The sequence below is a fragment of the Pseudomonas orientalis genome, assembly GCF_022807995.1.
Classification (GTDB): domain Bacteria; phylum Pseudomonadota; class Gammaproteobacteria; order Pseudomonadales; family Pseudomonadaceae; genus Aquipseudomonas; species Aquipseudomonas orientalis_B.
The window spans coordinates 1,037,306-1,050,938 of sequence record NZ_CP094351.1 but is presented as its reverse complement, the minus strand read 5'-3'; the positions used below and the strand labels follow the sequence as shown (position 1 = coordinate 1,050,938).

Annotated in this window: 11 protein-coding genes; 2 read left to right on the top strand and 9 right to left on the bottom strand. The window is 62.4% G+C overall.

Annotation, left to right across the window (positions count from 1 at the left end; genetic code table 11):
• The first annotated feature begins 94 nt into the window (after positions 1-94).
• Both MRY17_RS04590 and MRY17_RS04585 read left to right on the top strand, forming a co-directional pair.
• Positions 95-1,417, top strand: coding sequence for an OprD family porin (locus MRY17_RS04590; RefSeq protein WP_243353352.1), 1,323 nt, complete (start codon positions 95-97; stop codon positions 1,415-1,417).
• Positions 1,418-1,588: 171 nt separating this feature from the next.
• On the top strand, positions 1,589-3,085 hold the full coding sequence (locus MRY17_RS04585) for a sensor domain-containing diguanylate cyclase (RefSeq protein WP_191951638.1): 1,497 nt from the start codon (positions 1,589-1,591) through the stop codon (positions 3,083-3,085).
• Positions 3,086-3,158: 73 nt separating this feature from the next.
• On the opposite strand, the gene lpxC is transcribed toward MRY17_RS04585, so the two are convergent.
• The 9 genes from lpxC to murD form a co-directional block, all read right to left on the bottom strand.
• A complete protein-coding gene (gene lpxC, locus MRY17_RS04580; protein ID WP_003171886.1) occupies positions 3,159-4,070 on the bottom strand; it encodes a UDP-3-O-acyl-N-acetylglucosamine deacetylase in 912 nt (303 codons plus the stop codon).
• A 112-nt stretch (positions 4,071-4,182) separates the two neighbouring features.
• The gene (ftsZ, locus tag MRY17_RS04575; RefSeq protein WP_012722300.1) at positions 4,183-5,388 is read right to left on the bottom strand and encodes a cell division protein FtsZ; all 1,206 of its coding nucleotides are present in this window, start codon (positions 5,386-5,388) and stop codon (positions 4,183-4,185) included.
• Positions 5,389-5,463: 75 nt separating this feature from the next.
• On the bottom strand, positions 5,464-6,726 hold the full coding sequence (gene ftsA / locus MRY17_RS04570) for a cell division protein FtsA (protein ID WP_137199717.1): 1,263 nt from the start codon (positions 6,724-6,726) through the stop codon (positions 5,464-5,466).
• 15 nt (positions 6,727-6,741) lie between these two features.
• Positions 6,742-7,611 carry a cell division protein FtsQ/DivIB gene (locus tag MRY17_RS04565; RefSeq protein ID WP_057724625.1) on the bottom strand — a complete coding sequence of 290 codons (870 nt, stop codon included), beginning with the start codon at positions 7,609-7,611 and terminating at the stop codon, positions 6,742-6,744.
• A 3-nt stretch (positions 7,612-7,614) separates the two neighbouring features.
• Positions 7,615-8,571 carry a D-alanine--D-alanine ligase gene (locus MRY17_RS04560; RefSeq protein WP_124357097.1) on the bottom strand — a complete coding sequence of 319 codons (957 nt, stop codon included), beginning with the start codon at positions 8,569-8,571 and terminating at the stop codon, positions 7,615-7,617.
• Entirely contained in the window at positions 8,568-10,013 is a 1,446-nt protein-coding gene (gene murC, locus MRY17_RS04555; protein ID WP_181282635.1) for a UDP-N-acetylmuramate--L-alanine ligase, read from the bottom strand. Before murC ends, MRY17_RS04560 begins: the two co-directional genes overlap by 4 nt.
• Positions 10,006-11,076, bottom strand: a complete 1,071-nt coding sequence (gene murG / locus MRY17_RS04550) for an undecaprenyldiphospho-muramoylpentapeptide beta-N-acetylglucosaminyltransferase (RefSeq protein WP_191951639.1) — start codon at positions 11,074-11,076, stop codon at positions 10,006-10,008. Before murG ends, murC begins: the two co-directional genes overlap by 8 nt.
• Positions 11,066-12,289, bottom strand: coding sequence for a putative lipid II flippase FtsW (gene ftsW, locus MRY17_RS04545; RefSeq protein WP_065885825.1), 1,224 nt, complete (start codon positions 12,287-12,289; stop codon positions 11,066-11,068). The genes murG and ftsW overlap by 11 nt, the downstream gene beginning before the upstream one ends.
• Complete coding sequence (gene murD / locus MRY17_RS04540; RefSeq protein WP_181282637.1) at positions 12,286-13,632, bottom strand: UDP-N-acetylmuramoyl-L-alanine--D-glutamate ligase; 1,347 nt, start codon at positions 13,630-13,632, stop codon at positions 12,286-12,288. The genes ftsW and murD overlap by 4 nt, the downstream gene beginning before the upstream one ends.
• Position 13,633: the final 1 nt, after the last annotated feature.

The window sequence follows — 13,633 nt, the reverse complement described above, 5'->3', positions numbered from 1 at the left end:
CCGCTGACTTCAGCGGCTTTTTTTTGCCGTGAAAAAAGGCCGGGCACACCCCCACGACACTGGCCGTTCATGCTTGATCAAAGGAGCTCCACCGGTGAAGAACTCGCTGACGTTCACCCCGTTATTCCTCGCAATCGCAGCAACGATCACCTCCCTTGCCCACGCGGCAGACCCTGCCCCCGCCGAAGGTTTCGTCGAGGGTTCGCACCTCACGCTCAACACCCGCAACTACTACATGAACCGCGACCGCCGCGACCTTCACACCGATGACAGCAAGGAGTGGGGCCAGGGCTTTATCGGCACCTTCGAGTCCGGCTACACCCAGGGCACCGTCGGTTTTGGCCTGGACCTCAACGCCATGCTCGGCCTTAAGCTCGACGGCGGTGGCGGCACGGACGGCTCCAGCATCCTTCCCTACGGCAGCGGTAACGGCAAGGCACCCGGCTCGTTCTCCACCGCCGGCGGCACCTTGAAAATGCGTGCGTTCGATACGGAGTTGAAGGCCGGCGACCTGTTCCTCAACAACCCGGTGATCGCCGGCGGCATGACCCGCATGCTGCCCCAGACCTTTCGCGGCGTAAGCCTGAGCAACCACAGCCTCGACGGCTGGATGTTCGAGGGCGGCCAGGCCAGCTTTACCAAGCTCTACAACCAGAGCGGCCACCGGCGCATCGGCACCAGCTACGGCGCGTTGCCGGCCAACGCAGACAGCCAGCACCTGAACTGGGCCGGTGTCTCGTTCAGCGGCCTACCCGGACTGACCAGCAACCTGTACGCCGCCGAGCTCAAGGACGTGTGGCACCAGTACTACTACGACCTCGAATACACCTACGCACTGAACGACCTGGTCAGCCTGACCCCAGGCCTGCACTACTACCACACCCAGGATACCGGCCAGGCCCTGCTGGGCGACATCGACAACAACACCTATAGCCTGCATGTCACTCTGGGCGTGGGCAACCACAGCGTCACCGCCGCGTATCAGCGGGTCAACGGCAACACGCCGTTCGACTACATCACCCAGGGCGACAGCGTGTACCTGGACAACTCCCAGCAATACTCGGACTTCAACGGCCCCAACGAGCGTTCGTGGAAGTTCAAGTACGCCTATGATTTCGCCGGTCTGGGCCTGCCGGGCCTGACGTCCGCCGTGTCCTATATCAGCGGCAAGACCGACCTCACCCGCGTCGACCCCAACAGCCGCGGCTACGCCAGCTGGTACAGCGCCGATGGCAAGAATGCCAGGCACTGGGAGCGGGACATCGACGTGAAGTACGTGGTGCAAGGCGGCAAGGCCAAGGACCTGGCGGTGCGCCTGCAATGGGCGACGAACCGGGGTGGCGACGGATATTCGGCGGTGGATCGGGATGTGGATGAGTACCGGGTGATCGTGGACTACCCGATCAACGTGTTCTGACACAGGCCGATCAAATGTGGGAGGGGGCTTGCCCCCGATAGCAGAGTGTCAGCAAATTATAGGGTGACTGGCCCACCGCTATCGGGGGCAAGCCCCCTCCCACATTGGGTCCTGCAGCATATTCCGGAGTTGCTACTACGCTAAGGGCATCTCAACGCAGAAGTACGCCCGATGAGCCCAAGCCCTGCCCGCCCTACCCGCCGCCCGGAGCGCCTGCTCATCCTGAGCAGCACCCTCACGGTATTGCTGATCGTCGGCATCGTCACCGCCCTGTTGATTCGTGAACATGCCAACACCTTGCAGACAGCCAAGCGCACCGCCAATACCATCACTCAGTTGATCGACGCCGATGTGCTGCGCAACGTCGAGCTGTATGACATGGCCCTCGAAGGCCTGATCGCCGCGACCGCGCGCACCGACCTGCAGGGCCTGTCGCCCAGCATTCGACACCTGGTGCTGTTCGACCGCTCCGACGCAGCGCCGTATAAGGGCGACATCCTGCTGCTGGATTCAAGCGGCGAGGTGATTGCCGACTCTTCCCTGCTCACACCCAAGGCCAGCAACTTCGCCGACCGCGACTATTTCCAGGTCCACCGAGGCGACTCCGACATCGGGCTGTATATCAGCCGCCCGTTCATGGCCCGCTGTGAATGCGAAGACCCATGGCGCATTGCATTCAGCCGCCGGGTTTCTTCAGCAGACGGCGGCTTTCAAGGGGTGGCGGTCGCCTCCATGCGGCTTTCATACTTCCACCAACTGTTCAGCAGTCTGAATATCGGCGCCGGCAGCACCATCAATCTGCTCAACCACCAGGGGATCCTGCTGGCGCAGGAGCCGTTGCTGGAAGCGGACATGATCAATGAGGACCTGAGTTCGCGGCCCAATGTGGCACGCATGCTGCGCGAGCGGGACGGCAACTTTCGTAGCGTATCCAGTGTCGATCACCGGGGGCGGCTCTACAGTTTCTCGAGTGTGGGTAATTTGCCGCTGATCGTCGCGGTGGCCTTGGCCAGCGACGAAGTATTCGCGCCCTGGCGACGCGCAGCGTGGCTGGTCAGCCTCGCAACGGGGGTGCTGTGCATTGGCCTGTTATGGCTGACCTGGGCGCTGTGCATGGAGCTGCGACGGCGCCAGCGGGTCGAGCAGGTACTGTCAGAACTGGCAGGTACCGATGCCCTCACCGGACTGGCCAACCGCCGTACCCTGGACGAGCGCCTGCGCCTGGAATGGGACCGCGCACAACGCTCGACCGAACCGCTGACGGTGCTGATGATTGACGTCGACCACTTCAAGGCCTTCAACGACCGCCATGGCCATCAGGGCGGCGATGATGCGCTGCGCGCGGTGGCGCAGGTGATCGACAGCAATATCCGCCGCCCGGCCGACCTGGCAGCGCGTTATGGCGGTGAAGAATTCGCGGTGGTATTGCCCCATACCGACGCCAAGGGCGCCTGGGTCATCGCCGAGCGTATCCGCCAGAGCGTCCAGCACTTGCCACGGATGGCCGGGGATGAACAGCCTATCACGGTGAGCATCGGCATGAGCACCTGGCACAAGCACAGCCGTAATACCCTTGAGGATCTGCTGTTCAAGGCCGACCAGGCGTTGTACGAGGCCAAGCACAGTGGGCGCAATCGAACGATGGATGCGACAACCCTGCCCGTGTAGGAACGATCTATCAGCGCATAAAAAAAGGCCACCCGAAGGCAGCCTTTAAAAACTAAAGAAAGAGAGTTGTTACTTACACCGCCGCAACGGGACGCATGTAAGAGATCGGTGCGGTGCTGGCATCTTCGAAGGTCACAACTTCCCAAGCGTCTGTCTGCTCAATCAACTTGCGCAGCAGCTGGTTGTTAAGGGCGTGGCCTGACTTGAAGCCTTTGAACTCGCCTATCAGGCTATTGCCCAGCAGGTAGAGGTCACCGATTGCATCGAGGATCTTGTGCTTCACGAATTCGTCTTCATAGCGAAGGCCGTCTTCGTTCAGTACACCATCCGCGTCGACCACAATGGCGTTTTCAACGCTGCCGCCGAGTGCGAGGTTGTGCTTGCGCAGGTACTCGATGTCACTCATGAAACCAAAGGTACGGGCGCGGCTGACTTCTTTTACGAACGAAGTGCTGGAAAAATCCACGCTTGCACTCTGGGTGCGGTCACGGAATACCGGGTGATCGAAATCGATCTCAAAGCTCACTTTAAAGCCTTCGAACGGGACGAAGGTGGCGCGCTTGTCGCCGTCTTCCACTGTCACTTCCCGCAGAATGCGAATGAACTTCTTGGCTGCGTCCTGTTCTTCCAGGCCGGCAGATTGAATCAGGAATACGAAGGGTCCAGCGCTGCCATCCATGATCGGGACTTCGGACGCGGAGAGCTCGACGTAGGCGTTATCGATGCCCAGGCCAGCCATGGCCGAGAGCAAGTGCTCCACCGTATCCACTTTGACGTCACCGTTGACCAGTGTGGTCGACATCGTGGTTTCGCCAACGTTTTCCGCGCGAGCAGGAATCTGCACCACAGGGTCCAGGTCGGCACGCACAAACACGATGCCGGTGTCGACAGGTGCAGGCTTGAGGGTCAGGTATACCTTCTCCCCGGAGTGCAGACCTACACCTGTGGCACGAATAATATTCTTCAGAGTGCGTTGTTTAATCATGGCTTGGACCGCTTCAGCGCAAATTGCGAACTGGTATCAACAAAGGCTGGCGATAATAGCAGACCAGACCTTTGCTGAACACCAATCACCTTCATAGCCCTGATACATTCCATCAATCGGCCTGACGACGCAGGAATGCCGGGATATCCAGGTAGTCCAGATCGTCTTGCGGATTCGGGCTACGGGACGCCGCAGCACCGGCCTGAGCCTGGTTGCGCATCACGGTCGGACGGTCCAGGTCACGGTAGTTCACCGACGGCAGTTCCTGGCGCGAAGGCGCTGGAGCGGCAGCCGACTGGCTGGCGTGGCTGGCCTGGCTGTTGTGCAGGGTGTTGTCGATGACCTTCACAGGTTTCTCGATTTTCGCACCCAGGCCGGTCGCGACCACGGTCACGTGCAGTTCGTCGCGCATGTCCGGATCGATAACGGTACCGACCTTGACCATGGCGTGCTCGGAAGCGAAGGCTTCGATGATGCTACCCACGTCGGAGTACTCACCCAGGGACAGGTCGGGACCTGCGGTGATGTTCACCAGGATGCCGCGCGCACCTTGCAGGTTCACGTCTTCGAGCAGCGGGTTGCGGATGGCCGCTTCAGTGGCTTCGCGTGCACGGTTCGGACCGCTGGCGCAGCCAGTGCCCATCATCGCCATGCCCATTTCGCTCATGACGGTACGGACGTCGGCAAAGTCGACGTTGATCATGCCCGGGCGCTTGATGATGTCGGAGATACCGCGAACGGCACCAGCCAGTACATCGTCAGCCTTGGCGAACGCGGACAGCAGGCTTGCGTCCTTGCCCAGGATGGTCAGCAGTTTCTCGTTGGGAATGGTGATCAACGAGTCGACGCTTTCAGACAGCAGACGGATACCTTCGTCGGCGATCTGCATGCGCTTGCGGCCTTCAAACGGGAATGGACGGGTCACGACAGCAACGGTCAGGATCCCCATTTCCTTGGCCACTTCGGCAATGATCGGCGCTGCACCGGTACCGGTACCGCCGCCCATGCCGGTGGTGATGAACACCATGTTGGTGCCCTGCAGCACTTCGGCAATACGCTCGCGGTCTTCCAGGGCGGCTTGACGGCCGACTTCCGGATTGGCGCCAGCGCCGAGGCCCTTGGTCACGGCTGTGCCCAATTGCAGGATGGTCCGCGCGCCGATGCTTTTCAGCGCCTGGGCATCAGTGTTGGCGCAGATGAATTCAACGCCTTCAATGTTGCTCTTGACCATATGGTTGACAGCGTTGCCGCCGCCACCGCCGACACCGATTACTTTGATAACCGGGCTAGCGGGGATGTTGTCTACGAGTTCAAACATGTTCCCTCTCCTTTCGTTTTCTCTAGTTTTTTCGCCTACTGCTTGTTACGGGTGCTGCGGTGTCGCGGTAACTCTTTAGAAATTGCCTTTGACCCAAGCCTGCAGCCGCTCAAACAACGGCGCTTTGGCTTCGTCATCGCTGCGGTAGCTGTCACGGATGCTCGGGCCCGACAGGGAAATGCCGTCGGTCTGCTTTTGCAGCCCGTACAACAGCAAGCCCACACCGGTGGAATAAATCGGGTTGCGCACCACGTCGCCCAGGCCCTTGACGCCATGGGGCACGCCCAGGCGCACCGGCATGTGGAAGATCTCTTCGGCCAGTTCGACCGCGCCTTCCATCTTCGAGGTGCCACCGGTCAGCACAATGCCGGCCGGGATCAAATCTTCGTAGCCGCTGCGGCGCAGCTCGGCCTGGATCAGGGTGAACAGCTCGTCGTAGCGCGGCTCGACCACTTCGGCCAGGGCCTGGCGCGACAGTTCGCGCGGTGGACGATCGCCGACGCTCGGCACCTTGATGGTTTCACCGGCACCGGCCAGCTTGGCCAGCGCACAGGCGTAGCGGATCTTGATTTCTTCGGCGTACTGGGTCGGTGTACGCAAGGCCATGGCGATATCGTTGGTGACCTGGTCGCCGGCAATCGGGATCACGGCGGTGTGACGGATCGCACCCTCGGTGAAGATCGCGATGTCGGTGGTGCCGCCGCCGATGTCCACCAGGCAAACGCCCAGTTCTTTTTCGTCGTCGGTCAGTACCGAATACGCGGACGCCAGTTGCTCAAGAATGATGTCGTCGATTTCCAGGCCGCAGCGGCGCACGCATTTTTCAATGTTCTGTGCGGCGTTGACGGCGCAGGTCACCACGTGGACCTTGGCTTCCAGGCGCACGCCCGACATGCCCAAAGGCTCACGAACGCCTTCCTGGTTATCGATCACGTAGTCCTGCGGCAGGGTGTGCAGCACGCGCTGGTCAGCCGGGATCGCCACGGCCTGGGCAGCGTCGAGGACGCGCTCGAGGTCCGCCGAGCTGACCTCACGGTCGCGGATAGCCACGATGCCGTGGGAGTTCAGGCTGCGGATATGGTTACCGGCCACGCCGACGAACGCCGAGTGAATCCGGCAACCGGCCATCAGCTGCGCTTCTTCGATGGCGCGCTGGATCGATTGCACGGTGGACTCGATGTTCACCACCACGCCTTTCTTCAGGCCCCGGGACGGATGCGTGCCAATACCGACGATTTCGATCGTGCCGTCTTCACCGACCTCGCCGACCAGCGCCACCACCTTGGAGGTGCCGATATCGAGACCGACGATCATTTTGCCGCTTTGCACGTTTGCCATGGGTCCTGCCTCTTCTTAATTCTTCGCGACAGCGGGTTGTGCTGCCGTGGGCGCTACCGGCACACGCCAACCGACGGCCAGGCCGTTGGCGTAACGCAGGTCGACGCTCGCAATGTTCGTAATCTGTTCTTTCAAGGTTTTTTCATAGATGGCAATAAAGCGGCGCATCTTTTCCACCAAGCGGTCGCGTCCCAGCAACAACTCGATGCCCGGGCCGGAACTGCCTGCCCCGGTCGTCAGAAACCAGCTGCCCCGCTCACGCAATTCCAGGCGTGCAATGGAGAAGCCCAGTGGCCGCAGCATCTGGCTCAGGGCCTGATACTGCTGCATCACTTGCTGTTGCGCCCGCTGCGGCCCGAACAACTGCGGCAGGTGCTCATAGTTCGCCACTTCACGCGGCGCAAACGCCTGCCCCTGGTTGTTCAACAGCGCACCGTCGCCCCAGCGGGCCACGGGCAGTTGCTCTTCCAGGCGGATCGTCACCTGGTCCGGCCATACGCGGCGGACTTCGGCGTGGGCGATCCACGGCATCTGTTCCAGTTCGGCGCGCATGCCGGCCAGGTCGATGGTGAAGAAGCTCGCCGCCAGGAACGGGCTGATCCGCTGCTGCACCGCTTGCTGGCTGATGTAGCTCAAGTCGCCCTGCACGCTGATCTTGGTGATCGGCCGGTCGGCATACGGCAACAGGCGCTGCGCGCCCTCGTAGGTACCGAAGCCCAGCACCACCAGCAACACCGGCCAGAACAGCGCCTTGATGAAACCAAAGTTGGCTTTGGGCAGGCGCGCCGACATCGGCTCTTTGGCCACCATGCGGCTGGCACCCCGTGGCACCGGCTTGCGGCTCGGTGCTTGTGGGGGCTGATGACGAAGCGATGCGCCTTTCATGTATTAGCCTCTTGGCTCGATGCTTGCGGCCAGGATCGCCAGCACCAACTGCTGAAAATCCAGGCCGGCGGCACGGGCAGCCATGGGGACCAGGCTGTGGTCGGTCATGCCCGGTGCGGTGTTGACTTCCAGGAACCAGAAATTGCCCTGGTCATCCTGCATCACGTCCGCCCGCGCCCAACCGGCGATACCCAGCGCCTCACAGGCTTTCGCCGTGAGGTCCATCAGTTGCTGTTCCTTGGTTGCGTCAAGACCGCAGGGAATCCGGTACTGGGTATCGGAAGCCACGTACTTGGCGTCGTAATCGTAGAAAGTGTGGGGCGTGCCCAATGCGATCGGCGGCAATACCTGGCCACGCAGGGTGGCGATGGTGTACTCGGGACCCTGGATCCACTGTTCCACCATCACTTGCGAATCGTAGGTGCTTGCCGCTTTCCATGCGTCGATCAATTCGGCGGCCGAGTTCACTTTGGCCATGCCGATACTGGAGCCTTCATGGGCTGGTTTGACGATCAAAGGCAGGCCCAGTTCCTTGGCCGCAGAAATACAATCGTCTTCGCTGCACAGCACGGCGTGACGCGGCGTCGGAATCCCCAGGCTGTGCCACACCTGCTTGGTGCGCAACTTGTCCATCGCCAGCGCCGAGGCCAGCACGCCGCTGCCGGTGTAAGGGATGCCGGCGCACTCAAGCAGGCCCTGCATGCTGCCGTCTTCACCGCCACGGCCATGCAGAATGATGAAGGCGCGGTCGATCTTTTCGGCCAGCAGACGGGCGAGGAAGTCATCGCCCACGTCGATGCCGAACGCGTTCACGCCAGCGCTTTGCAGCGCCTCAAGCACGGCATTGCCGGACTTGAGCGACACTTCGCGCTCGGCGCTCTTGCCGCCGAACAGCACCGCGACGCGACCGAAGTCGGCAGGCGCGACAGTGGAGGACAGGGAGGCGTAATCAGTGATCATTTCGACGTCCCCTTCTGGGCTGCAAACAGCGGGCTGGCGAGCAATTTAGGCGCAAGACCACCGATATCACCGGCACCCTGGCACAGCAGGATGTCGCCGGCGCGCAGCAGCGGCTTGACGATCGGCGCCAGGTCCACGCCACGCTCGATGTAGATCGGGTCCAACTGCCCGCGCTGGCGGATGCTGTTGCACAGCTTGCGGCTGTCGGCGCCCGGGATCGGTTCTTCACCGGCCGGGTACACCTCCATCAGGAGCAGCACGTTGGCATCGGCCAATACATTGACGAAGTCGTCGTACAAGTCGCGGGTACGGCTGTAGCGGTGCGGCTGGTAGACCATCACCAGGCGGCGCTCCGGCCAGCCACCACGCACGGCCTTGATCACCGCGGCAACTTCGGTCGGGTGGTGACCGTAGTCGTCCACCAGCATCACGTCGCCGCCTTCGACCGGCAGTTGACCGTAGACCTGGAAGCGCCGGCCGACACCGGCAAAGCGCGACAGGCCTTCGACAATGGCTTCATCGCTGACGCCCTCATCGGTGGCGATGCAGATGGTCGCCAGGGAGTTCAGTACGTTGTGGTTGCCCGGCATATTCACCGAAACATCCAGCGGCTCGCGGTCGGGGCGCAGCACGGTGAAGAAGGTCTGCATGCCGGCCTGGCGCACATTGATGGCGCGCACGTCGGCGTCTTCGCTGAAGCCGTAGGTCACGGTCGGACGCTTGACCTGCGGCAGGATCTCGCGCACCACCGGGTCGTCCAGGCACACCACCGCCAACCCGTAGAACGGCAGGTTGTGCAGGAAGTCGACGAAGGTTTTCTTCAACTTGTTGAAGTCACCGTCGTAGGTTGCCATGTGGTCTTCGTCGATGTTGGTGACGACGGCGACCAGCGGTTGCAGGTGCAGGAAGCTCGCGTCGCTTTCATCGGCTTCGGCGATCAGGTAGCGGCTGGTGCCGAGTTGGGCATTGGTGCCGGCTGCATTCAGGCGGCCACCGATGACGAAAGTCGGGTCAAGGCCACCGGCGGCGAACACCGAGGCGATCAGGCTGGTGGTGGTGGTCTTGCCATGAGTACCGGCGACGGCGATGCCATGGCGGTAGCGCATCAGTTCGGCAAGCATCTCGGCACGCGGCACCACAGGGATACGGCGTTCGAGGGCGGTGGCCACTTCCGGGTTGGAGGTGTTCACGGCGCTGGACACGACCAGCACGTCAGCCTCGGCGGCGTTCTCGGCACGGTGGCCGATGAAGATCTGCGCGCCAAAGGACTTCAGGCGCTCGGTGACCGGCGACTCTTTCAGGTCAGATCCGGACACTTGATAGCCCAGGTTGAGCAATACTTCGGCAATCCCGCACATGCCCACGCCGCCGATACCGACGAAGTGGATGCGACGGATGCGGCGCATTTCCGGTTGCGGCATGGCTTTCTGATTCTCAACCATGAGCCACCTCCAGGCAGATATCGACCACGGTGCGGGTTGCGTCAGGTTTGGCCAGGCGGCTTGCGGTGCTCGCCATGCTGTTGAGTCGTTCCGGTTGCATCAAAACCTCGGTCAGGCGTGCGGCCAAATCGGCGGCGCCAGTCGTTCTTTGCGGCAGCAGGAAGGCAGCGCCCTCCCCGGCCAAATATTCGGCGTTGCGGGTCTGGTGATCGTCGATCGCATGGGGCAGAGGCACCAGCAACGACGGCAGACCGGCGGCGGCCAGTTCACTGACGGTCAGCGCACCAGCGCGACAGACCACCAGGTCGGCCCAGCCATAGGCGTGGGCCATGTCTTTGATGAAGGGCTTTACGTTCGCCTCGACACCGGCTTCGCGATAGCGCGTGGCGGTGACTTCATCGTGGTTTTTGCCAGCCTGATGGAAGATCTCCGGGCGCAGCGCTTCAGGCAGTTGCGCAACGGCTTCAGGCAGCAGTTTGTTCAGCGGCTCGGCACCCAGGCTGCCGCCGAGGATCAGCAGGTGTACCTTGCGTCCGGCCAGCGCGTCACGGGCAATGCCCATGAACAGCTCGGTGCGCACCGGGTTACCGGTGGTGCGGCGTTTGTCCGAAGCCGCGAAGGTGTTTGGGAAGGCTTCACATACCCGCGCGGCCAGGGGCACCAGCAAACGGTTGGCGGTGCCGGCGACGGCGTTCTGTTCATGGACAATCACCGGTACGCCGGCGAGCTTTGCCGCCACGCCACCGGGGCCGGTCACATAGCCGCCAAAGCCGAGCACGCACACCGGCTTCAGTTCGCGGATAATCTTGCGCGCCTGCATCACCGCCTTGAGCAACACGAACGGCGCCTTGAGCAGGGACAATTTGCCCTTGCCGCGCAAGCCGGTAACGTTGATCAGGTGCAGCGGCAACCCGGCACTCGGCACCAGCTCGTTCTCGATGCCGCGCGGCGTGCCCAACCAGTGCACGCTGTAGCCACGGTTCTGGAATTCGCGCGCGCAGGCCAGGGCCGGGAACACATGGCCCCCGGTGCCGCCGGCCATGATCAGCACGTTAGCGCCCATGGGTCGGCTCCTCGGCGAAGTCGCTTTCGCTGAACTCCATCTCTTCGCTGCCCAGATGCGTACGACTTTCCCACTCGATGCGCAGCAACAAGCCCAGGCAAGCGCAGCAAATCACCAGCGAACTGCCGCCGTAACTGAGGAACGGCAACGTCAGGCCCTTGGTCGGCAGCAAGCCGACGTTCACGCCGATATTGATCAGGAACTGGCCGATCCACAGGAACGACAAGCCGTACGCCACATAGGCGGCGAAATACTGTTTGGCCTTCTCGGCCCACAGGCCGATGTACATGCCGCGCACGCACACAAATACGAACAGCGCGACGGTGCACAGCGAACCGACCACGCCCAGTTCCTCGGCGAGCACCGAGAACACGAAGTCGGTGTGCGCTTCCGGCAGGTAGAACTGCTTCTGCACGCTGTTGCCCAGGCCCACGCCCAGCCACTCGCCGCGCCCGAACGCGATCAATGCCTGGGTCAGCTGGTAGCCGGAACCGAACTGGTCGGACCACGGGTCGGTGAAGGTAATCAGGCGCGCCATCCGGTAGGGTTGCGCCTGCACCAGGATCGTGACCGCCGCGACCGCCAGCACCACCATCAAGGTAAAGCGGAACAGGCCGACGCCGCCAAGGAACAGCATGGCGGCTGCGGCGCCCATCATTACCACCGTGGCACCGAAGTCGGGCTCCATCAGCAGCAGGCCGGCCATGGGCAGCAGCACGATGAATGGCTTGAAGAAGCCCATCCAGCTTTCGCGAACTTCTTTCTGACGGCGTACCAGGTAGCCGGCCAGGTAAATCACCACGAACACCTTGGCGATTTCCGACGGCTGTACGTTGAACGCACCGAAGCCGATCCAGCGCATCGAACCGTTCACCTCGCGGCCGATGCCGGGCAGGATCACCATGACCAGCAAGCCGAACGCGCCGATCAGCATCAGCCAACCCAGGCGCTGCCAGGTGGCGATCGGAATCATCATGGTGACGATGCACGCGCCGAGGCCGATCACCAGGTACACCAGGTGACGGATCATCATGTACAGGGTATTGCCCGACTGCACGGCGGCCACTTCGGAAGATGCCGAGGTGATCATCACCAGGCCCAGGCCGAGCAGCGCCAGGCAACCGGCGAGCATCGGGAAATCCAGGTCGATGCCGCGCCCGGTAATGATCGGCGACGGGTACGGCTTGATGATGTTCTTCAGGTTGAGGCTCATGCCAAAGCCTCCACGGCGCGGGCGAACAGCTGGCCGCGCTCTTCATAGTTCTTGAACATGTCGAAACTGGCGCAGGCCGGCGACAGCAGCACCGCATCACCCGGCTGGGCCAGGGCATTGCACTGGGCAATCGCATCGTCCAGGGACGTGGCGCGCACCTGCGGCACGGCGTCGCCCAGGGCGGCGGCGATCAGGTTCGCATCGCGGCCCATCAGCACCACGGCGCGGCAATGCGCAGCCACCGGGCCTTTAAGGTCCTTGAAGTCGGCACCCTTGCCGTCGCCGCCTGCGATCAGCACCACCTTACCGTCGATATCGGCTCCCAGGCCTTCGATGGCCGCCAGCGCAGCCCCGACGTTGGTGGCCTTGGAATCGTTGTAATAGCTGACGCCATCGAGGTCGCGTACCCACTGGCAGCGATGCTCAAGGCCGGCGAACGTGCGCAGGGCGGCGAGCATGGCGTCGAATGGCAGGCCGACCGCATGGCCGAGCGCCAGGGCCGCCAAGGCATTGGATTGGTTATGGGCGCCACGGATTTTCAGTTCGCGTACCGGCATCAGGTTCTGGAATTCGAAGGCCAGGTATTTCTCGCCGTTCTCTTCGCGAATGCCGAACGCCTTGAAGTCGGGCTTGCTCAGGCCGAAGGTCCAGCATGGCATGCCCTCGCCTATCAATGGACGACTCAGGGCATCCTGGCGGTTGACCACAAATTGCCTGGCGCCGCGGAAGATCCGGTGCTTGGCCAGGTGATAGGCCGGCAGGCCGCTGTAGCGGTCCATATGGTCTTCACTGACGTTCAACACGGTGGCCACTTCGGCCCCCAGTTCGTGAGTGGTTTCCAGCTGGAAACTCGACAATTCCATCACGTACAGCTCAACGTCGTCGCTGAGCAGGTCCAGTGCAGGCATCCCCAGATTACCGCCCACCGCCACGCGCTTGCCGGCAGCCATCGCCATCTCGCCGACCAGGGTGGTCACGGTGCTTTTCGCGTTGGAGCCGCTGATGGCCACGATCGGCGCCCTGGCATTGCGCGCAAACAGGTCGATATCGCCGGACAGCTTCACGCCACGCGCAGCGGCAGCTTGCAGGGCCGGTGTGGCCAGCGCCAGGCCGGGGCTCACGTAGAGCTCATCGGCGCGGCACAGAAATTCGACATCCAGTTCGCCACAGCGCACTTCCACGTGCGGGTAGTCACGGCGCAGCGTGACCAGCTCCGGTGGATTTTCCCGCGTATCGGCCACGGCGAACGACGTGCCCCGGTTCGCCAGGAAGCGAACCAGGGACATGCCGCTCTTGCCGAGGCCGACAACGATGCGGAAGTGGTCTGAAGCGATCAGGGACACT